At 61.8% G+C, this 21,508-nt stretch carries 17 protein-coding genes; 9 read left to right on the top strand and 8 right to left on the bottom strand.

The window, feature by feature from the left end; all coding sequences use genetic code 11:
- Positions 1 to 4 precede the first annotated feature (4 nt).
- The 4 genes from G533_RS0102400 to G533_RS0102385 all read left to right on the top strand — a co-directional run bounded on the left by G533_RS0102400 (position 5) and on the right by G533_RS0102385 (position 3,941).
- The gene (locus G533_RS0102400; protein WP_158413385.1) at positions 5 to 1,210 is read left to right on the top strand and encodes an MFS transporter; all 1,206 of its coding nucleotides are present in this window, start codon (positions 5 to 7) and stop codon (positions 1,208 to 1,210) included.
- A gap of 194 nt (positions 1,211 to 1,404) precedes the next feature.
- Positions 1,405 to 2,430 carry a TIGR03617 family F420-dependent LLM class oxidoreductase gene (locus G533_RS0102395; protein WP_027948587.1) on the top strand — a complete coding sequence of 342 codons (1,026 nt, stop codon included), beginning with the start codon at positions 1,405 to 1,407 and terminating at the stop codon, positions 2,428 to 2,430.
- A 71-nt stretch (positions 2,431 to 2,501) separates the two neighbouring features.
- Positions 2,502 to 3,632, top strand: coding sequence for a helix-turn-helix transcriptional regulator (locus tag G533_RS0102390; RefSeq protein WP_051229885.1), 1,131 nt, complete (start codon positions 2,502 to 2,504; stop codon positions 3,630 to 3,632).
- 21 nt (positions 3,633 to 3,653) lie between these two features.
- Positions 3,654 to 3,941 (top strand): DUF1244 domain-containing protein, encoded by a 288-nt coding sequence (locus tag G533_RS0102385; RefSeq protein ID WP_027948585.1) that lies wholly within the window; start codon positions 3,654 to 3,656, stop codon positions 3,939 to 3,941.
- A gap of 7 nt (positions 3,942 to 3,948) precedes the next feature.
- Here G533_RS0102385 and G533_RS0102380 read toward each other — a convergent pair whose 3' ends face one another.
- From G533_RS0102380 to G533_RS0102355, 6 genes are all read right to left on the bottom strand, one after another.
- Entirely contained in the window at positions 3,949 to 4,221 is a 273-nt protein-coding gene (locus tag G533_RS0102380) for a hypothetical protein (protein ID WP_027948584.1), read from the bottom strand.
- Positions 4,222 to 4,418: 197 nt separating this feature from the next.
- Positions 4,419 to 7,538 (bottom strand): efflux RND transporter permease subunit, encoded by a 3,120-nt coding sequence (locus G533_RS0102375; protein WP_027948583.1) that lies wholly within the window; start codon positions 7,536 to 7,538, stop codon positions 4,419 to 4,421.
- A complete protein-coding gene (locus G533_RS0102370; RefSeq protein WP_027948582.1) occupies positions 7,539 to 8,705 on the bottom strand; it encodes an efflux RND transporter periplasmic adaptor subunit in 1,167 nt (388 codons plus the stop codon).
- A 202-nt stretch (positions 8,706 to 8,907) separates the two neighbouring features.
- Complete coding sequence (locus G533_RS23265; RefSeq protein WP_027948581.1) at positions 8,908 to 9,693, bottom strand: DUF6817 domain-containing protein; 786 nt, start codon at positions 9,691 to 9,693, stop codon at positions 8,908 to 8,910.
- A gap of 6 nt (positions 9,694 to 9,699) precedes the next feature.
- A complete protein-coding gene (locus G533_RS20200; RefSeq protein WP_051229883.1) occupies positions 9,700 to 10,656 on the bottom strand; it encodes a glycosyltransferase family 2 protein in 957 nt (318 codons plus the stop codon).
- Positions 10,657 to 10,762: 106 nt separating this feature from the next.
- Positions 10,763 to 12,430, bottom strand: coding sequence for an aminotransferase class V-fold PLP-dependent enzyme (locus tag G533_RS0102355; protein ID WP_027948580.1), 1,668 nt, complete (start codon positions 12,428 to 12,430; stop codon positions 10,763 to 10,765).
- Positions 12,431 to 12,601: 171 nt separating this feature from the next.
- Between G533_RS0102355 and G533_RS0102350 the strand changes: the two genes are divergently transcribed.
- The gene (locus G533_RS0102350; RefSeq protein ID WP_035525932.1) at positions 12,602 to 13,060 is read left to right on the top strand and encodes an Lrp/AsnC family transcriptional regulator; all 459 of its coding nucleotides are present in this window, start codon (positions 12,602 to 12,604) and stop codon (positions 13,058 to 13,060) included.
- A gap of 34 nt (positions 13,061 to 13,094) precedes the next feature.
- On the opposite strand, the gene sodB is transcribed toward G533_RS0102350, so the two are convergent.
- Positions 13,095 to 13,676, bottom strand: a complete 582-nt coding sequence (gene sodB / locus G533_RS0102345; RefSeq protein ID WP_027948578.1) for a superoxide dismutase [Fe] — start codon at positions 13,674 to 13,676, stop codon at positions 13,095 to 13,097.
- Positions 13,677 to 13,958: 282 nt separating this feature from the next.
- On the opposite strand from sodB, the gene G533_RS0102340 reads away from it, so the two are divergent.
- Complete coding sequence (locus G533_RS0102340) at positions 13,959 to 16,364, top strand: acyl-CoA dehydrogenase (RefSeq protein WP_027948577.1); 2,406 nt, start codon at positions 13,959 to 13,961, stop codon at positions 16,362 to 16,364.
- 77 nt (positions 16,365 to 16,441) lie between these two features.
- Complete coding sequence (locus G533_RS0102335) at positions 16,442 to 17,317, top strand: DUF2971 domain-containing protein (protein ID WP_027948576.1); 876 nt, start codon at positions 16,442 to 16,444, stop codon at positions 17,315 to 17,317.
- 18 nt (positions 17,318 to 17,335) lie between these two features.
- Here the strand turns inward: G533_RS0102335 and G533_RS0102330 are convergent, their stop codons facing one another.
- Entirely contained in the window at positions 17,336 to 18,613 is a 1,278-nt protein-coding gene (locus tag G533_RS0102330; protein ID WP_027948575.1) for an O-acetylhomoserine aminocarboxypropyltransferase/cysteine synthase family protein, read from the bottom strand.
- A 153-nt stretch (positions 18,614 to 18,766) separates the two neighbouring features.
- Here G533_RS0102330 and G533_RS0102325 point away from each other — a divergent pair, with 153 nt between their 5' ends.
- Both G533_RS0102325 and G533_RS0102320 read left to right on the top strand, forming a co-directional pair.
- Positions 18,767 to 19,249: a (2Fe-2S)-binding protein gene (locus G533_RS0102325; RefSeq protein ID WP_027948574.1), complete on the top strand. Its 483-nt coding sequence runs from the start codon at positions 18,767 to 18,769 to the stop codon at positions 19,247 to 19,249.
- Positions 19,246 to 21,492 carry a xanthine dehydrogenase family protein molybdopterin-binding subunit gene (locus G533_RS0102320; RefSeq protein WP_027948573.1) on the top strand — a complete coding sequence of 749 codons (2,247 nt, stop codon included), beginning with the start codon at positions 19,246 to 19,248 and terminating at the stop codon, positions 21,490 to 21,492. Before G533_RS0102325 ends, G533_RS0102320 begins: the two co-directional genes overlap by 4 nt.
- Positions 21,493 to 21,508: the final 16 nt, after the last annotated feature.

The following is a 21,508-nucleotide window of genomic DNA, read 5'->3' as shown; positions in this document are numbered from 1 at the left end:
CGCAATGATGTTCTACGGTTGGTGGCTGGTCGGTGTTGCCTTTCTGGTATTGATGGTCAGCAATGGCAGCATCATGTATTCCTACAGCGTGGTGGCGGTACCGCTGGGGGAGGCTTTCAATGCCAGCCGTATGACCATGATGCTCGGCATGACGGGCATGACGTTGGCCGGAGGCTTGATTTCGCCGTTCCTCGGCGGGCTGATAGACCGCGGCTCACTGCGCGGCATGATGTTGCTGGGTGCGCTGGGTCTGGCGCTGGGGTATGTACTGCTTTCAGTGACCACGGCCAGCTGGCAGGTGCCCCTGGTCTATGCCGGGTTGATGGTCCTGGGCATCAACCTGCTCGGCCCGCTGACAACCTCAACCCTGCTCGCCCGCTGGTTTTCGCGCCGTCGCGGAATTGCACTCGGCGTGGCCGCAGTCGGTACATCGGTGGGGGGTTTTGTGTTCCCGCCGCTGGTGCAGTGGCTGATTGACAGTTATGAGTGGCGCAATGCGCTGCGCATTCTCGGCGTGGGTACGCTGCTGGTCACACTGCCCGCCGTGTGGCTGGTGGCTAACCGTCCGGCAGACCGCGGCTTGCATCCGGATGGCGATGCACCACCCTCGGGGCCGGCGTTTGTGCCGCCGCCGCTGTCGACTTCTGCGTTGCTGCGCGACCGTAATTTCTGGCTGGTGGCAATGGCGATGGGCCTCCTTTTTGGCGTGTATTCAGCGCTGTTGGCAAACCTCGTCCCCTTTGCTCTGGGCGTTGGAGCCCCGGCTGAGCGCGCCGCATTTCTCGTCTCGGTGATCGCTTTGGCGGGCATTGTCGGCAAGCTCAGTTTTGGCGCTATCGCGGATCGCCTTGACCTGCGTGCCGCATTGGCGGCGTCTATGGTGTTAGTGCTGTCGGGTGTGTCCTGTTATCTGGTGAGTGAAACCTATGCCGGCCTGGTCATTGGCAGTGCGAGCCTTGGTCTCGCTGCCGGCGGCATGCTGCCGGTCTGGGGGTCACTGCTGGCGGTGCTGTTCGGTGCGGCCAACTACGGTCGGGTCATGGGGCTCATGAACCCGGTGATCATGCCACTTACGTTGATTGGTCCACCGTTGGCGGGGCTGATCTATGACACCAGCGGCAGCTACGGTGCGGCGTTTGTCGGTTTCATTGGCGCGCTGCTGCTGGGGTTGGTGCTGCTGCCGTTCATACGCTTGCCCCGAGAGGCTTGATGGCGCGTTCTGTTTAAAGTCCCCGTCGGCGACCAGCTTGCGGTGTACCTCTGGGTCACGGATATCGCCTTTGTCACGCCACTTCAGCGCCACCGTGGATTCGACCAGCACGCCGTCGTATGACTGATCTCGCCGCGGCGTTGGTGTCGGGGTAGTATTTTTCGGTTGGCCGCTGTAAACGTGGGAGGCAATACATGTTCAAGGTTTATGCAACGACGCCGGAATCCATGGGTCCCTGGGACATTGGTGCACATGCGGCCCGGGCGGAGGCGATGGGCTTTGACGGCCTGCAGGTGCCCGATGCGATCCATGATGGCTTGTTGCTGGCGGCGCTGGCGTTGCAGGCAACGCGCCGGTTACGTGTGGGAACCTCGGTGCTGGTTGCTTTCCCGCGCAGCCCGATGACAGTCGCCGTGGCTTCCTGGGATTTGCAGCGCCTGTCCGGCGGGCGCTTCGAACTCGGCCTCGGCACGCAAATCAAGCAGAACATCGAAGAGCGGTACTCAGCGCGCTGGGTGTCGCCGGTGCCGCAACTGCGTGAGTATGTGCAGTCGTTGAAGGCAATTTTCAACAGCTTCCAGCATGGGTCGCGCCTGTGCTTCGAGGGTGAGCACTACCGCTTCACACGTCTGCAGCCATTCTTCAACCCGGGGCCGATTGAGCACCCGTCTATTCCGGTGTTTTGTGGGGCCGTCGGCCCCGCCATGACGCGTATGGTGGGCAGGGTCGCCGACGGTATGATCACGCACCCCACCAACACGCCGCCCGAGTATATTCGCGAGGTGTGCCTGCCGCGTCTGCAGGAAGGCCTTGACCGCGCCGGACGCGACGCGCAGTCTCTGCGACTCATTCTTGGTCCGCTGGTGGCCACAGGCGTGGATGAGGAGGCGGTTGCTGCACAGTGGGAGCAACAGCGGCGTCTGTTGGGTTTTCTCTACTCCACGCCGGCGTACTGGCCCAGCCTGGACTTGTTTGGCTGGCAGGAGCGCGGTGCCCAGTTGCAGGCCCTGACCCGAGAGGGTCGCTGGCACGATCTCTCGTCCGTTGTGACTGATGAGATGCTTGAGGTCTTCGTGCCCCGCGGCCCCTACGAAGACATTGCAAACACCTTGCGCAACCGCTATTCGGGGCTGGCTGACAGTATCACGTTCCCGATGCCCGCTGACCCTGCCGAAGACGCACAGGCGGCGCGGGCGATCGCCCGGCTGCGCGCCGCGTGAGGCTTTGGCAGGGAGTTTGACCACCTCCGCTGCAGGCGTGACAATCTGTCCATACTCAGCCGGTACCTAGCATGCGCGACTATTTGATTTCGGCACCGATGAACGAACTGCTGCTGGCGCTATCGCGCGGGCCGGTGGCCGATCCGCCCTGGCAGGAGTTTCTGCGCCTGCTGGGTGAGGCGCTGGCTGCGGACTATGTCACGTTGATTCTGCGCGCCCCGCGGGAGGGGGATTCCGGGCTGGTGATCAATTCGGTGGTGCTTTCGCCTGATGCGGTCAACGCCTACAACGAAAGTTTTTTTGCCCTGGATCCGTTTGTTAACCTGCCCCCCGGTGAGGTGTTCACCGTGGATGCCCTGGTGCCGCCTGGGGACTATTACGAATCGGCCTACTTCCGTCAGTATGTGGAGCCCACGGGCATCCGGCACATTATGGGCGCAGACCTCGGTGATGAGCTGGGCAATACCGCGCGCTTGCGGTTTGCCCGCGTAGCGGGGCGGGATAATTTTGCCGCGCGTGAGCGCGAGCTGTGCCGTTGCCTGCTGCCACATATCCAGCAGACCATACGCCTGCACGCCCGCATTGCCCGTGTGGAGAGTGAGCGCGCCCTGTTTGCGGCGGCGGTGGACCGCATGGCGCTGGCCGCGTTTATCCTCGATCAGCGCGCGCGCATTCGCCACAGCAACCAGGCCGGTCAGCGACTACTGGCGGAGGGGCGCTGGCTGACGGAGCACGAGGGGCAGTTGCGTCTGGTACACCGCGCGGATCAGCAGGCTTTTCGGGAGTGCCTGGACGATGTTATGCAGGCGCATCTCCGGGGAGAGCCCGGCCTGGTGAAGGCCCTGCGTCTCGACAGTGGTAACAGTGCCGGACCGGGCATCCTGATGCGACCACTGCCTCTCGTGGCAGCGCCGGATGGCAGCCGCAACCCCTCGGTGGCGATTTTTGTTTCGGACCCGGAATACCAGCGGGAGGCACCGGTCGATGTGCTCATGACGCTGTTCGGCTTGACGCGGGCCGAGGCTACCCTGAGTCTGTTACTCGCCGGCGGCGCCACACTGGACGAAGCCTGCAGGCAGCAGCACATTTCTCGCAACACAGGAAAGTCGCACCTGAGCGCCATTTTTTCCAAAACCGGTGTCACCCGGCAAACACGCCTGGTGCAGCTTATTTTGAGCAGTGTCGCCCCCATGGGCGATTAAAGATAGAGGAGGGAACTGTTCATGTCACAACAACAGGCCATAGAGGCGGCCGCATTTCGCCGTTTATTGTCACACCTCGATGCACGCAAGGATGTGCAGAATATCGACCTGATGAACCTCGCGGGCTTCTGTCGCAACTGCCTGGCCACCTGGTATGCCGAGGCGGCGGCCGGGGAGGGGGTGTCGCTCAGCCGGGATCAGGCCCGAGAGCGCGTTTACGGTATGCCCTACGACGAATGGAAGGCGCAGTATCAGCGGGAGGCAACGCCAGAGCAGCTTGCCAGAATGCAGGCTGCCAAGAGCGAGTGAGCTCGACTCAAAGCGTCCGCAGTTGGCGGAAATAGCCGAGCCGTGTGCTATAGGGTTCCAGCGCGCGATCGGCCGTGGCCTGCAGCAGGCTGGCAATGGACCCGATCGGTTGCTGCGGGTCGCTGGGCGCGGCCATAAGGTGGTGGCCCAGTTGCTGTAGCCCGGTGCCGATGACGGAGGCGCTCTCCACCGTCGCCTGAATGAAGAGCATCTCGGCAACGACAACATCCCCGACGGTGCGCCGGAATTTTCCTTCTGCGTTGATCAAGTCAGTTTCCATTGCATCGCTCTCCCTGTCATTCGAAGCCCTGTTACAGTGCGCTTGCGCACCGTTGCCGTGCATGCCCGGGGTGAAGTGCCTGTTGCAACCGCTTCTCCGGCACTGGCAATGTAGGTGGAGCAATCTTTGTGCCAGCCAGCCAGCGGAGCGCAGCATAGCGCCAGTGTGTGACAAAGCAATGTACGAAGGCGTGATTTTTACCGTTTGTACTCAGCGGGGCGTGCGGGAGCCGGCGCTCCCCACGGCCACAGGCGGCGGGCGAGGCGTTTGCTGTCCTCCCCGATGAGGTACAGCGCGGGTACCATCAGCAGCGTGACCAGCAGGGCGAACAGCACGCCGAAGGCGAGCGACAATACCGCGGGCTTGAGAAACTGTGCGTCCGTCGAGCGTTCAGCCATGATCGGCAGCAGCCCGACGAAGGTGGTGACTGTGGTCAGCAGAATTGGCCGGAAGCGCGCCACCCCCGCTTCCAACACGGCATCCAGTGCTGTGTGGCCCCGTTCGCGCAAACGGCCGATATAGTCCACCAGTACCAGGTTGTCGTTGACCACCACACCCGCAGCGGCACCGATGCCGAAATAGGAGAACAGGGCCATGGGTGTGGCGAACAGAAGGTGGCCGTAAATCGCCCCCATGAAGCCGAAAGGGATGGCGGTCATGATCAGTAACGGTAGTGCATAGGAGCGGAAAGCGACGGCGATCAGTGCATACATGGCGAACAGGGCAACCGCGTAGAGGGCGATAATTTCGTCGAAAAAGGCCTGCTCGGTTTCCTGTTCACCGCCGCGCAGGACCACCAGCTGCGGATAGCGCTCCTGCAGCACGGGCAGAAAATTATCCGTGAGGTCCTTGTTCATGTCACTCACCAGCTCTGGCGCTGCTTCCGCAGAAATGCGCACCATGCGCTCGCCATCCTGGCGCTGTATCCGGTCCACGGCGTTGTTCACTTCTACCGCGGCGACGGTCAACAATGGCACTTCGCGACCGTCGCCGGTTCTCACCCGGAAGCTGTCGAGGCTGGCGAGTTGTTCGCGCAGTTCCGAGGGGTAGCGCAGCATGACGCGCACATCCCCGTGTTCCCGCGGCAGGCGTTGGATTTCTTCACCGTAGTAGGCTTGGCGCACCTGCCGGGATACATCGGCAAGGCTCACCCCCAGTTTTTCCGCGCCCGGGCGCAGGCTCAGGTGAATCTCTTCGCTGCCGGCGCGCAGGCTGTCGCGCACGTAGTAGCTTCCCTGATAACTGCGCAGCTGGGATTGCAGATCACTGCTGGCGGCACGCAGCACATCGAGGTCCCGGTGACGCAGTACCCAGGTGATTGCCGCGCCCTGGTCGTTGAGTGTGTAGCTGACTTCGATTTCTTCCGCATCCGGAATATCTCCAACCAGTTCGCGGAAGCGCTCGGCGGTTTCGCGGGCAGACAGCGCACGCTCTTCCGGGGGGGACAGGCTGACGATGGCGATGACGCTGTCGCGGCGCGAACGGGTGTACCAGCCCTGCACCAGTTTGCCGCTGCCACCCTCGGCGGCGGCGCGCGATTCGACTTCTGCAATCAGCTGCTTTTCCGCCTCCTGCAGCCGCGCCAGGACCGCCAGCGAGCGCGAGTAGGGTGCCCCGCTGGGCATCACCACATTGATGTGCACCTGTTCATTCTGTACTTCCGGAAAGAACGTAAATTTCACCCAGCCCGCAGTGAATATGCCCAGGCTGATGATGAAAGCGGCGGTGAACAGGCTGGCGGTGAGATAGCGGTTTTCTGTGGCCAGTGTCAGCAGGCGACGGTAGCGCGTGTTGGCAAAGGCAACGATGCTCTCCTCGAACTGTCGCTGCCGCTTTCTCCAGGTGCCGATGTGCTCGCGGTGCTCCAGGTGGCGCAGGTGAGAGGGCAGTACGCAGAATGCCTCGATCAGTGAAATGGTGAGCGCGGCGGTAATCACAATGGAAAACTGGCGCGTCATGTTGCCGCCTTCAATGTCCACGAAAAACCACGGTGCGAAGGCAATCATGGTGGTGAGCACGGCGAAGATCACCGGCCGCGCCACAGCCAGCGCACCGTCAATCGCGGCTTCCGTTCCCCCGCCGGTGTGCGCGTGCTGGTGAATGCTCTCGCCCACAACAATGGCATCATCCACCACAATGCCCAACACCAGCAGAAACGCGAACGTGGACATCACGTTGAGCGAGACATCGTTGGCGGGCAACACGGCAAAGGTCCCTACGAAGGCGACGGCAATGCCGGCCGTCACCCACAGGGCGACCTTGGGCCGCAGTGACATGATCAGCACCAGGAACACCAGCAGCAGGCCCAGCCAGGCGGAGCTGCCGATCAGGTCCATACGGCTTTCGTAGATGTCGGCGGTATCGAACCAGAGTGTGAGGCTGATGCCTGCCGGAAGATTGGGGCGCGTGCGCTGCATCCACGCTTTTACGGCCTCGCTGGCCTTGACCACCTGCATGTTGTCGGTAGCGAGCATCTGGATGAGAACCGCCGGTTCGCCATTGAGCGTGGCGAGAATCTCGTTTTCCTCATAGCCGTCGATCACCGTGGCCACATCGCCGATAGTCACCGTCGCGCCTGCCGCGTTCTGGCGCAGTACAATTCGACTGAAGTCTTCGCTGCTGTCGGCCAGATTGCGTGCGCGCAACCTCACATCCCCGGTTGCGGTGCGCACCTGGCCGGATGACAGGTTGATGGAGCTGCCGCGAATGGCGTTGGCAACCTCGTCGAAGCTGACGTCATAGCGCAACATGGCGGCCTGCGACAGTTCGATGGTCACTTCTTCACGGCGTGTGCCAAACAGTTCGACCAGTGAGATCCACGGCAACGCGGCGACCTCGTCGCCCAGATCCTCGGCCAGACGAGTCAATTCGCGCTCGCTGACCGCACCGTGCACTGCAATGCGAATCATCTCCTCGCGGAAGTCGCTGCGTTTTACCCGCGGCGGCTCGATATCCCGGGGCAGCGCTGTTACCGCGTCGACCCGGTTTTTCACATCGTTCAGAAACTGGTCGAGGTCGACATCGGGCCAGGTGCTGACCTCCAGCCGCGCAAGGCCTTCGGACGCAGTAGACGATACGCGCTTGACGTTATCGAGGTCGTCGAGGGATTCCTCGATGCGCAATACAATCTGCTCCTCGACTTCCTGGGGGGCAGCGCCGGGCCAGGTGACTTCAATTTCGACCTGATGCACTTCGAACCGCGGAAAGGCTTCGCGTTCCATGCTGACGAAGCCCAGTACCCCGGCGAGCAGAATGCCCAGCATAAGCAGATTGGCCGCAACCGGGTTGTGTACCCACCAGCCAATGAAGTTGCGCACTTATCCGTTCTCCGGCTCGGCGATCGCCGCCAGCGCCATGCCCTGCACCGGGTTGCGTATAGCAGACACAATCACCTGCTCGCCGGCACGCAGGCCGCGTCCTACCACGACGCGTGTGGCGCTGCGCGACAGTACTTCCACATCCCGTGTCGCCAGGCGGCCATCGTCATCAAGTACATGAACCTTGTTGCCCGGGCGCAGCGCGGCAGGTGGTATCAGCAGGGCTGCCTCCAGCTTGCGCCCGGGTATCGTGGCTTCGACGAAAAGCCCGGCTGCCATGGGCATGCCTTCTGCCGAGGCGCCGCTCGCGTAGGGGTCCTGCACTTCTGCCATGGCGTAGAGCATGCGTGATCCCGGATCCAGGGCGGCATCCAGGCGCAGCAGGCGTCCCTGCCACTGGTGCTGCTTACCCGCCACGGTGGCCTTGAACGTGACTGGGGGTTCCTGCCCCGTTTCCGCGGTGAAGCCAATCGGCAGGTCGAGTGCGGCCAGCTGATCATCACTCAGGGGCAGCCGCACCTCCACTCGACTGGTGGCGAAGGCCCGTCCCAGCGGGGTGCCGGGTGTCACATATTGTCCGACATTGACCTGGGTGCTGAGCAGGCGCCCGTCGAAGGGCAGGTGCACGCGGGTGCGCTCAAGATTCAGTTCCGCCTGCTCCAGACGCGCGTTGGCTGCTTCCAGAACAGCCTGTGCCTCGGCGAGCTGCGGTTGTTTGCGAGCCAGCGGGGAGGCGCCGGGTTCGTTGCGCAACTGTTGCCGTGCGACGTCGGCGTCAGCCAGCGCCTGCTGCACCCTGACATCGGCCTCGGCGACGACAGCGCGGGCTTCACTCAGCGCCAGCCTGTAATCGGTGTCTTCAATCTCGAGCAGGGGTTCGCCTGCCGCGATGCGGCCGCCTTCGGTAAACTCCTGTGCAACCGCTACGATGCGCCCGCCTACCTGGGCGACCAGGTCCAGCTCGGTCGCCGCGCGTACTTCACCCTGTGTGTGCACCGTTAACCGTGTTTCTTCCGCGCGTACCGTGGCGGTGAATACGCTGATCGGACGTGCTGGTGTGGTGTCCTGTTCCGGTTTGGGGGCGGCTGCGTGCAGCCCGGCATAGCCGGCGATCGCGACAGCAATTACCAGCAGTGGCAGCAGCGCGCTTTTCATTCTTATTGGCATAGCGTACACCTGTGCTTACGCGGATACTGGGTACTGGCACTTGCGCGCCAACAGCTCGTTTCAGCGACCCTATAGTGCAACGTTTTGTGACAGCTTTAGCTCAACGGCATTGTAAATTTTTTACAAATTCGCCAAACCTTTCGGCACCGGCTGCTCCGACGTTTCTTGCGCCGAATCGGGAGCGCGTGTGATGGACCCGCATTCAGCCCTGTGCCGTCGGGGCGGATGTCCTTTTCGCCAGCAGGCGTCTGATTCGCCGAGCCAGCCAGCCCTCTGCGGCTGGCATCAGACGGCGGCGGGCGGAGGCGGGCAGGCGCAGTGCAGAGGTGCCCTTCCGGTTTTCAGCGGGCAACATCGTTGCCCACGTGTTCTCGAGATCCTGAAACGCATCGCGGAGCAAACGGTTCAGCGTTGGCCAGTCAGCGAGATCGGTCAATGCCAGAATGCTCTCCCGGACGCCTGGATCCCGATAGAGCAGTGCTTTGCCTCCGCGCCGCAGGCACAGGGCGTCATCCATGAAGTCTTCATAGGTGTTCGCCAGGCGAATGCGCATGGCCTCGCGTGTAATGGCATCAAGCGTAGGGTAGGTCTGCCTGTAGGTGGCAATGGCGGCAGCGTTCCAGGGGAGCGCATCGTAGGTGGCAACCAGTTGTTCTGCCGGTGCACCAAGGTGATGGCGCAACCAGGCTCGCTGTCGGTGGCTGCGGCGCCGACCGGGGTGAAAGCCGAAGTCGCCTGTCATGAACGTGGCGTGCAAGAGCCCCGCGATCAGTGTATCTGCAGCTGCATGGTGCGAGGCGAGAATGCTGGCGGTACCCACCAGATGCGCAATGAAAGGCTTGCCACTGGCCCGGTATTGCGCCGAAAACAGTGGCACGCCGAGCTGGTAGGCCGTATCGACGCGGGCGACATCCTGCTCACTGTAGCCGAGTGCGACGAGCTGTCTCCGTAGCTGCAGGTTGGTTTGTGCAAAATCGAAGACGAGCATCTGAAGTCAGGGACGCGCGCTGGCTGGCTTTGACTTGATGTTCTGCACCCATCGGCGCACAGCGCGCCGCATCACGATGGGAAGCACTCGTACAGACCAGGATTTTTGCGTGCTCTCAAAAAGACGGCGGTGTTTTTCCGTCCAGCGCGCAGCGCGTTCCAGCCCGGCATCGCCCGGGGCCAGGTGCCACTTGCGACGAGCATGTTCCAGTGAACTCTCGGTCCACTCGAGGCACCAGCGCAGTTCAAAGAATTCGCGATCGCAGGGCTGGAACGGTGAGGCATTGTCGTAGCGCACCACGGAAGTCGGTTCAAAGAACACCTGTCCCCCGGCGAGTCGGATTTCACGCGCCAGGTCCAGATGCTCGTGGTGCGAGAGGAATGCCTCGTCGAGGAAGCGGGTTTCCGCGAAGGCTTGCCTGTCTAACAGCACGCAATGAAACTCAAACATGCCCACGGCTTCGCGCACCAGTTCGCTGCGTACGGTGCGCAGCGCATGCAGCATGTAGCGGTGCGACTGATGTACCGCATTGTAGCCGTCGGCGCGATGCTCGCTCAGCTCACCGCCGGCCATATGGATCACCTGTGGCGTGGTCCCCCCTTCAAGGATAACCGGGCTTACCGCCCATGCGCCGGTGCTGCGAGCACAGTCGAGCAGCCCTTCCAGCCATCCCTGCGTCACGAACAGGTCGTTGTCGGCGAATACGGCGTAGCGTGTGGTGCAGTGCTCCAGTGCCATGTTACGGGCCTGGTTGGGCGCCAGGTAATGATCGTGCCGGACGTAGGTGAAACCGTGTTCAGCGCAGAGTTGTTTGAGCTCGCGCGCAATAGATGCGGGTGATTTTGCGTCGATATACACCAATGCGTAGCCCGCGCTGGTATTGCGTATGATGTCCTCAAGGGAGGCAACAGCGCAGCTGAAACGCTCCCTTGGGGTAATGCACAGTGTCACGTCCTGCGGCATACGGAACCCTGCAGTGAAAAAGGTGAACCGAGTGTAGCAGACGCCGGCGCTTCTCGCCCCGCACCGGAGAGAGCCGCCGAGCGAGCAGGGGGCGTGTTCAATTTCGTCAAGCAGTTGCGCTTGCTGGTCCGCTGGTCACTTCCTGTGGCAACACGAACCAGCGCAACGCTTCGTTTTGCGGGGTCAGTTGGAGTGGGCAGGCCTGTGTGTTTCCGGGTTCCTGCTGCAACATTCTTTCTGCCTGTAACAGTTGTGGGCCCAGGGGCAGCGCAGTGGGGCGGTCCTCGGGGGTATCAGCCTGCTCCAGCCAGCCAGGTGTGGCAAATGACGGCATCGGCGTCTTGTGCCCTTGGCGATGTCGCCACACACCGTGTGCAGCATTCCATGCGTAGCTGGGCAGCATGCGCCACCCATGCTCGGCGACGAGTTCGATGGCGCGGAGCAGGTAGTCGAATTCCTCTGCGCCAATAAAGTAGTTGAAGTTCACCCGTACCCAGCCCGGTCGCATGAGACTGTCGCCCGCAATGATGGCCTGCTCAAAGTGTTCGCTTGTGTCACGGTCGATATCCAACAGGGTGTGGGCGTAGGGCCCCGCGCAGGAGCAGCCGCCACGGACCTGAATACCAAACAGGTCGTTGAGCAGCGCGACCACAAACCCATGGTGCAGATCGCGCTCGCCGTGGCGAAAACGCAGTGAGAAAATGGGCAGGCGGGCCGCTGTTGGGTGTCCCAGCACCTCCAGGTTCGAACACTTGCTGAAGCGCTGCAATGCGCGGTCCGCGAGCTCTCCTTCGAGTGCGGCAATGTTGCTGGTACCCACTGCTTGCTGGAGCGAAAACACCAGCCCCGCCCGAATGGATTCGATAATGGCGGGTGTTCCCCCTTCCTCCCGGCGCTCCACATCGGTTGCGTAGACATGCGCTGTGGAATTTACCCAGCTCACTGTTCCGCCTCCCACCAGTGCTGGTACGCGGTTCTGGAACAGTGCAGCCTTGGCCACCAGTACGCCGGGCGTGCCCGGTCCGCCGACGAATTTGTGCGGCGACAGAAATATAGCATCCAGCGGATCGGCGCCGTTCATGTTGATGGCAACATAGGGGCCCGCAGCGGCGTAGTCCCAGAACGCCAGGGCGCCGTGTTGCTTGAGCAGGCGCGTAATGCCGCTGACATCACTTTTGATACCTGTCACATTCGAGGCCGCCGAAAAGCTACCGATCTTGTGCCTGCGTTCCTCGTGCTTTTCCAGCGCGGCCGCGAGTGCCTGCTGATCAATGGCCCCCTGTGCATCGAATGGAATCACCTCAACCGTGCACAGGCTTTCGCGCCAGGGGAGTTCGTTGGAATGGTGCTCATAGGGGCCGATGAATACCACCGGGCGTTCCGTTTCGGGAATGGCGCTCGCGAGTTGATAGCGCTGGTCGAGATCGGCCGGCAGGCGCAGGTTCATGATGTCGATAATCTTGTTGATTGCGGCTGTGGCGCCTGAGCCGCAGAAGATGACTTTGTCGTTCACCCCACCGTTGACCGCTGCGCGAATCGTGCTGCGCGCGGATTCGCGCAACGCAGTAGTGCGCGCACCGGTGTAGGCGGTTTCCGTGTGCGTATTTGCATAGAACGGCAGGACCTGCTCGCGGATATAGTCCTCAATGAAATCCAGGCTGCGTCCTGAGGCGGTGTAGTCCGCATAGACCAGCGGTTTCTCTCCGAAAGGGGTGGTTATGCGCTGCTGCCGTCCAATGACGGCATCCCGTATGCGGGCGATGAGAGAGGACATGCGGTTGCTCCTGCGCGATGGGGGTAACGAGCCAGATTCAAGGGTACAGTGTACCTTTGACGTCGTGGCACATTGTCCGAATTTGTGCGCATAAATGAGTAATATTGGGCACATTGTTCCGAATAATTGTTTTATAGTGGCATAATCGTTTCATCTCGGGGAAATCGCAACATGTTGGTGCTCGATAATCAGGACAGGCAGCTTCTGCGGCTGGTGCAGGCGGATGCGGCGTTGTCGGTGAGCGATCTGGCGGAGCGGGTGGCGCTTTCCAAGTCGGCGTGCTGGCGCCGGTTACAGAAACTGGAGGAAGCGGGCGTCATCCGCCAGCGGGTTACGCTGCTCGATCCGGCCAGTGTGGGGTTGGGCCTCACGGTGTTTATCACCCTGCGCACCAACCAGCACAATGCAGACTGGGCGCAGCGGTTTAACCGGATCGTGCAGGATGTTGAAGGAATACTCGAGGTGTATCGGCTGGGTGGGCAGCTTGATTACCTGTTGAAGGCGGTCGTCGCAGACATGCCCGGCTACGACCGCCTGTATCAACGCCTGATTGAAGCGGATCTGTTCGATGTGTCTGCGAGCTTCGTGATGGAAGAAATAAAAGCCACCACCGCATTGCCGCTGGGGTGAAGTGCCGCCGGTGGGAGCACCGGCGGAGGTAGGGTCAGGCCAGGTTCTTGTTCACGAAGTCCCAGTTGACCAGCGCCCAGAAGGCATCCATGTATTTCGGGCGCGCATTGCGATAGTCGATGTAGTACGCGTGTTCCCACACGTCCACGGTGAGCAACGGTGTGACACTGCTGTCGGTGAGCGGTGTTTCCGCATTGCTGGTGTTAACAATGGCAACGCTGCCATCGCTGTTCTTCACCAGCCACGTCCAGCCGGACCCGAAGTTGCCGACAGCGGCATCGGTGAAGGCTTTCTTGAAGTCGGCAAAGGAACCAAAGGCGGCATCAATCGCTTTGGCTACAGCGCCGCTGGCTTCGCCGCCACCATTCGGGCTCAGGCATTCCCAGTAGAAGCTGTGGTTCCAGATTTGCGCCGCATTATTGAACACGCCGCCGGAGCTGGTCTTGATCACCTCTTCGAGTGACTTGCCTTCAAACTCGGTGCCGGGAACCATGCCGTTGAGTTTTTCGACATAGGTGTTGTGATGCTTGCCGTAGTGGTAGTCGATGGTCTCGGCGGAAATGTGCGGCGCCAGAGCGTCACGTGCGTAGGGCAGTGCGGGAAGTTCAAAAGCCATGTTGTTGCCTCCGAAATTTTCAGAACTCATGAGTTGGCCATCGTCCAGACTGTATGCATTGTGTCGCCAGCCGAATGTGAAAAAGCCGGCGCTATTATTGGAGGTGGTCCAGCGAGGCCCTGAGTATAGCGTTTATGACCGGGGGCTGGCCAGTTTGCCCGTCGACCGGGTGGTTGCGCGGCGTTCTGCCCGTGATTGTGCGCAGTCGCCTGAATGCTTTATGGTAGGTTGTGGGCTGTTCCTTACGCACCGGCCCGGTGCGCTTGCACGAGGTGTTCCGCCATGTTGCTGTCGATCGTTCTCTATATCCTGCTTGTTCTTGCCGTGTTGCTGCTGCGCCCGTCCCTCGCCACGGGCTCGGTGCTGGTCGGCCTGGGCACGTTGCTCCTGTCTCTGGGGGAGGGCGGTATGTGGTTCATATTTCTGCCCACCCTTGCGGTGCTTCTGATGCTGAACGTTGAGTCCTGGCGTAGGGAGTATCTGGTTGCCCCCGTCTACAAGTTGCTGCGCAAGGCCATGCCGTCGATGAGCAGTACCGAACGCGAGGCACTGGAGGCCGGCACCACGGGCTGGGACAAGTCGTTATTCAGTGGCCAGCCGGACTGGCAGGCCTTCGCCGCAACGCACCCTCCAGCGCTGAGTGAGCGTGAACAGGCGTTTCTGGACAACGAAGTCGACACCCTGTGCAGCATGATCACCGAGTGGGACGTGCACCAGCGTCAGGATCTCTCGCCGGAGGTATGGAGCTATCTGCGTGAGAAGGGCTTCTTCGGGCTTATTATCCCCGAGGAGTTTGGCGGTCGTGATTTCAGTCCCTATGCGCAGAGCCGAATCATGGGCAAGCTTGCCAGCCGCTCGATAACCGCGGCGGTCACGGCGATGGTGCCCAATTCACTGGGTCCGGGTGAGTTGTTGGTCAAATACGGTACCGAGGCGCAGAAGCAGCGCTGGTTGCCCGGACTCGCCGATGGCAGCGAGTTACCCTGTTTTGGCCTCACGGGCCCTGAAGTTGGCTCCGACGCCGGAGCAATTCCCGACCTCGGCGTGGTCTGCAAGGGGGAGTTCGAGGGCGAGGAGGTTATTGGTCTGCGCCTCAATTTCCACAAGCGCTGGATCACGCTCGCACCCGTGGCCACCGTAGTTGGACTGGCGTTCAAACTGGAGGACCCGGAAGGCCTGCTGGGAGATCCGGAAAAAACCGATTACGGCATCACCTGCGCCCTGTTGCCGGCGACGCATCCGGGTGTGGAAATAGGCCGCCGGCACAACCCGGGCGCACCCTTCATGAACGGGCCCATCCAGGGGCACGACGTGTTCATCCCCGTCGACTGGATCATCGGCGGCCCCGCGATGGCAGGCAAGGGCTGGCGGATGCTCATCGAATGCCTGGGCGCCGGTCGCGGTGTCTCCCTGCCGGCGCTGTCCACGGCGAGCGGTGCGATGTGCTACCTGATGGTAGGTGCATACGCGCGCATCCGCCGGCAGTTCAACATGGAAGTTGGCAAGTTTGAGGGTGTACAGGAAGCCACCGCCGAGATTGCCTCGGGTGCTTACACGTTGGAGGCGCTGCGTGAACTGATCACTCGCTCCCTGGAAGACGGCACGCCCTCGGTGATGACCGCGATGGCCAAGTACCACGCAACCGAGCTCATGCGCACGCTGGTCAATCACGGCATGGATGTGGTGGGCGGTCGCGGTATACAGCTGGGCCCACGCAACTTTCTTGCGGCGGGCTATCACGCGCTGCCAGTGGCGATCACGGTTGAAGGTGCCAATATTCTTACCCGGTCACTGATGATTTTTGGTCAGGGAGCCATGCGCTGCCACCCGTATCTGTTCGACGAGATGCAGACGCTTGAGGCGAAGGAGGAGCACGAGGGGCTGCGCGCGTTTGAACCGTTGCTCATGAGTCATCTTGGGCATGCGGGTAGCAATTTTGCACGGCTCCTCATGCTGGGCCTCAGCGGCGCGCATTTCAGTGGAGTCCCCTCAGGGGCCGATGATTTCAGCAAGCGTTGGTACCAGCGTATCAACCATCTCAGCGCCGCGTTGGCGATCTGCGCCGATGTGGCACTGGGTGTGCTGGGCGGTGACCTGAAACGGCGCGAATTGCTCTCGGCCCGCCTCGGCGACCTGCACAGCCAGTTGCTGATTGCCAGCAGTCTGTTGAAGTTTCATGCCACGCAGCCACGCAGCAAGGAGGCGGATGCGCACGCGGCGTATGCGCTACAACGCTCGCTGCATCTCGCCCAGGAAGCATTGATTGCGTATTGTGCGAACTTCCAGCCGCGTGCGCTGGGACTGGCGTTGCGTGCGCTTTGCCTGCCGCTGGGGCGTATCTATCCAGCACCGAATGACGCCATGGTGCGCGACCTCGGCGACCTCATCATGGCCCCGAACCCGGTACGCGGCACGTTGTCCGAGCGGGTCTACCTCAGTATCGATCCCGAGGACGCGGTGGGTAGAGTGGAAAGTACCTACCAGATGCTGTTGGCGGTGGAGAAGCCCTTTGTGGCCCTGCAGAAAGCGTGGAGCAAAGGCGAGCTGGAGGCGGACACGCTGGATGAAGCGCTGCAGGAGGCTGTAGCCAAGCAGGTGATTCGCGCGGAGGATGTGGAGCCCCTGCGTGAGTACGATGCGCGACGCCGGGACTGCGTGCTTACCGACCACTTTGAAGCGCTGCTGTAACCCTTGACTGTCATAGCAGGCGCGTAGTGCGGCAATGGTAGTGTGGCAATGACAGTGCAAACCGGGAGCCGTGCCGCGTGTTCGACCTGATATCACAGCGCCTGTTTGCGGATGCGCCGCAGGAAACGCTGTACCACTACACCACGCTCAGTGGGTTGTTGGGCATTGTGGGTGCGGCGGAACTGCGCTGTAGCGATATACGCTACATGAACGATTCCACGGAATTGCGTCATACACTGGATTTGCTCAGTGACCACGTAACCCGGCGTATTCTCTCAGGGGTGGATAACCCGGCACTGTTGACCACCTTCCTCGACTGGCTGACGCACCGTGTGGTGAGTGGCCCAATGCTGTTCTGCGCATCGTTTCGGGGCAACGGCAATCTGTTGAGTCAGTGGCGTGGTTACAGTGTGCACGGCAAGGGTGTCAGCCTTGGCTTCGATCCAGCGCATATTCTGGACTGTGCGCTGCGCCAGGGCTTTGAGGTGGGCCAGTGCGTCTACGAGCCGGCACTTCAGGCGAAAATGATCAATGAGATTATCGATACGCTTGAAACGCTCGCAGGGCAAACGCCAAGCGACGACAGGGCACAGTCAGAAAACGAACGCTGGATGGCGTTGTTCCAGAGTATCGAAGGTGATCTTCTGCGTATTTCGGCTGTTCTCAAGCACCCGGCTTTTGAGGAAGAGCAGGAATGGCGGATCGTGTCCCCCACGATTTCCGATCCCGCCTCCGCGCCGGTGCAGTTCAGGGAAGGCACCTCCATGCTCATTCCCTGGTATCCATTCTGCCTGCGCAATGCCTCAGCAGAACTTGCCATCGAACATGTTTTTCTTGGGCCCACCAGCAACATCGACCTGTCGATGAATTCCCTGTCGCTCTATTTGCGTAACGCCGGCGCGACGCCGGCGCAGCCGATCACCTACTGCGATATTCCGTATCGGAAACGGTGACGGCCGCGCAGCTTCAGCTCAGCTCTGGCTCGCCTCCAGCGCCTGTTCGATGTCGGCGATGATGTCGTCGACATGCTCGATACCCACGGAGATACGCACCATGTCCTCGCTGACACCGGCGGAGGCGAGTTCTTCCGGGTTAAGCTGGCGGTGTGTGGTACTGGCCGGGTGACAGGCGAGGGACTTGGCGTCGCCGATATTGACCAGACGCAGAATCAGCTGCAACGCGTCGATGAAGCGGGCGCCGGCTTCACTGCCTCCCTTGATACCGAAGCTGAGAATGCCGGATGCCTTGCCGCCACAGATTTTCTTGCAGGTGGCGCGATGGGGGCTGTCTTTCAGCCCGGCATAGTTGACCCACTCAACCTGCGGGTGCTTGTGCAGGTACTTGGCAACCTTCTTGGCGTTGTGGCAATGGCGCTGCATCCGCAGCTCCAGTGTTTCCAGTCCTTGCATCAGCAGGAATGCGCTGTGTGGAGACAGCGCGGCCCCCGTATTGCGCAATGGCACCACACGGCAGCGGCCGATAAAGGCGGCAGGCCCCATGGCCTCGGTGTAGACCACGCCGTGATACGAAGGGTCGGGCGTGTTCATGATGGCGAAACGCCGCGGCTGCGCTGCCCAGTCAAATTTGCCTGAGTCCACGATGGCACCGCCGATCGTGGTGCCGTGGCCGCCGATGTATTTGGTCAGCGAGTGCACCACGATATCCGCACCGTGTTCGAAGGGCCGGCAAAGCGTGGGTGTGGCAACGGTATTGTCGACGATCAGTGGTACGCCAGCCGCGTGCGCAATCTCCGCCCAGCGCGCGATGTCGACCACGTTGCCGGCCGGATTGCCGATTGACTCGCAGAACAGGGCCTTGGTGTTGTCGTCAATGAGCGCGGCAACCTTGTCGAAATCGTCGGCCTGGGCAAAGCGTGTCTCAATGCCCTGACGGGGAAATGTATGGGCGAACAGGTTGTAGGTGCCGCCGTAGAGCTGTGATGTGCTGACAATGTTGCTGCCGACTTCGGCAATGGCCTCGATAGCGTAGCGAATGGCAGCCATGCCGGATGCCACGGCGAGCGCACCAATGCCGCCCTCCAGCGCGGCCATCCGCGCTTCCAGCACAGCATTGGTGGGGTTCATGATGCGGCTGTAGATGTTGCCGGGCACCTTGAGGTCGAACAGGTCGGCACCGTGCTGGGTGTCGTTAAAGGTGTAGGAGGTGGTCTGGTAAATGGGGGCAGTTGCCGCATTGGTGGCTGGGTCGCCATCGTAGCCGGCGTGGAGGGCGATAGTTGCTGGTTTCATGGTCGGTTGTACGCTCGCTAAGGTGTTTTGGTTGGGCTGGAGGGTAGCAGACGCAGTGTGCTTGGCAAGACCCCGTGCCGCGCCGGCAGGTCTCAACTTGCCCTGCAAGCTGAAGGGTATAGAGTAGCGTTTTCTATCCCCCTCAGGAGGTTGCTGATGAAGCTCACGGTGAATGGAACGCAGCGGGAAGTGGATTGCGAGCCTGACATGCCCCTGCTCTGGGCACTGCGTGACCTGCTGCAGCTGCGCGGCACCAAGTACGGCTGTGGAAAGGGACTGTGCGGTGCCTGCACGGTGCACCTTGACGGCCAGGCCCGGCGCAGCTGCCAAGTGACCGTCGCCGACGCCAGCGGCGGCGCAATCACGACTATCGAGGGGCTATCCGCCGATGGCCAGCACCCTCTGCAGCAGGCTTGGCGCGAGCACAACGTGCCCCAGTGCGGGTACTGCCAGCCAGGGCAGATAATGGCCGCCAGTGCGCTGCTGGCAGCGAACCCCGGCGCATCAGACGACGAAATTCGCAGCACCATGTCGGGCAATCTGTGTCGCTGCGGTACTTATCCGCGCATTCACGCTGCTATAAAGAGTGCCCAATATACCAATGCGGCGGTAGAGAAGGCGGAGGACGAGGCATGAACACACTGCGAAAAGTCTCCCGGCGCCGTTTTCTGCAGCTCACAGGCTTCACCGCTGGTGGACTGGTGCTTGGTGCTCGCGTGCCGGGCCCCGGGGCGCTCGCGGGTGTTCTGGATGAGGCCACCGGGTCGGCGCTGAATATTTTTGTCAGCGTACGCGCCGATGGCATCGTGGAGATTGTCGCGCATCGCTCGGAAATGGGCACGGGTATTCGCACCGGCCTGCCGCAGATCGTTGCGGATGAAATGGAGGCGGACTGGCAGCGTGTAAAGGTCATACAGGCACAGGCCAATCCGGCGTACGGCAGCCAGAACACGGACGGCTCCCGTTCGGTGCGCGATTTTTATCTGGTCATGCGGCAGATGGGCGCGGCAGCGCGCACGCTGTTGGAGACGGCTGCAGCCGATACCTGGGGCGTGCCGGCGGCGCAGTGCAGGGCGCGCGAGCATGTGGTGCATGGCCCCGGTGGCCAAACACTCGGTTTTGGCGAGCTTGCGGCACGCGCCGCAAAGCTGCCCATGCCGGACACGGCGACCCTGCGCATGAAAGCCGAGGCAGATTTCCGTTACGTGGGGCAGAGCCTGCCGATTGTCGACCTCGACGCCATGCTCGCAGGCGAGGCGGTTTATGGCATTGATGTGCAGCTCCCCGATATGCTGTATGCCAGTATTGAACGCAGCCCCTGGCTGCAGGGAAAAATCGAGTCACTGGAAAGCGACGCAGCGCTCGCGATGGCCGGTGTGGTTGATGTGGTGACGCTGGAAGCAGCGGACGGCGCACCCGGGTTCAATCCGATCGAAGGTGTGGCGGTGCTGGCCGAAAATAACTGGAGTGCCCTGCGCGGACGCGACGCGTTAAAGCTGCGCTGGTCAGCCAGCGCGCACAGTGAACACAGTGCGACGCAGTATCTGGATGGTCTTGCAGCCCTGGTGGAGAGTGGCCCGGGTGAGGTGCGGCGCGAGCGCGGCGATGTCAGCGCAGCACTGGAGCGCGCCGAGCAGATGGTTCGGGCCACCTACCGCACCCCCTACCTCGCCCACGCCTCGATGGAGCCGCCGGTCGCAACGGCCCGTGTTGCCGCGGGGAGCTGTGAGATCTGGGCCTGCACCCAGACCCCGCAGGCAACCCGGAAGGCGGTTGCCGAGGCCCTTGGGCTGGACGTGGATGCGGTTGTGGTGCATGTCACCCTGCTTGGCGGTGGCTTCGGGCGCAAGTCCAAGCCGGACTTTGCCGTGGAGGCGGCGCGGCTGTCGAGTCGCGCCGGACGTCCGGTGCAGGTGGTGTGGAGCCGCGAGGACGACATCCGTCACGACTACTTCCATGCCTGCAGCGCGCAGCATTTCCAGGGTGCGCTCGATGCGCAGGGGCAGGTGACCGCGTGGCTGGCGCGTGAAGCTGCACCCCCGATTGGCGCCACGTTTGACCCCTCGGTGCAAATGAACAGCGAAGGAGGGTTGTCACAAACCTTTGCCAGCGTGCCGTTTGCGGTGCCCAACCTGCGCATTGAGAGTCACCCGGCTCCGGCCCATGTGCGCATCGGCTGGCTGCGCTCGGTATACAACATTCCCTATGCTTTTGGCGTTGGCAGTTTTGTTGACGAGCTGGCACACGCGGCGGGGCGTGACCCCATCGCATTCTGGCTGGATCTGCTCGGCGAGGATCGCAGGCTCGACTTTGCCGGCGAAGGGTTCAACTACAGCAATTATGGCCGCTCGCTGGAGGATTTTCCCTACGATACCGCGCGTCTGGCCGGCGTGATCCGCACGCTGGCTGAGCGCGTGCCCTGGAAGCAATCCCTCCCGGCGGGCCAGGGCTGGGGATTCTCGGCGGCGAACAGTTTTCTCAGCAATATGGCGGTGGCGAGTAAGGTGGAGGTGCGCGATGGCCAGCTGCGGGTGCTGGAAATGCACGGCGTGCTGGATGCCGGTCGCGTCATCAACCCCGATCGCGTGCATGCGCAGATGGAGGGAGGCATGATCTTCGGCCTGAGCCTCGCTCTCAATGGCGAGATCACGTTCGAACGAGGTGAGGCACAGCAGTCCAATTTCCATGATTACCCGATCGCTCGCATGCAACAGGTGCCGCCGGTGATCAAAACGCATATCATGCCCAGCGCTGCGCCCCCCAGCGGCGTGGGTGAGCCGCCTACACCGCCTGTTGCGCCAAGCGTTGCCAATGCGGTCTTTGCCGCCAGCGGGCAACGCATTCGCGAGCTCCCATTGGGTAAACATCTCGATGTCTAGGGAGCGCCCAGGGTTG

The organism is Haliea salexigens DSM 19537 (assembly GCF_000423125.1).
GTDB lineage: Bacteria > Pseudomonadota > Gammaproteobacteria > Pseudomonadales > Halieaceae > Haliea > Haliea salexigens.
Note: the sequence above shows the minus strand (reverse complement) of the source record. Positions and strands in the feature narration are given on the sequence as shown.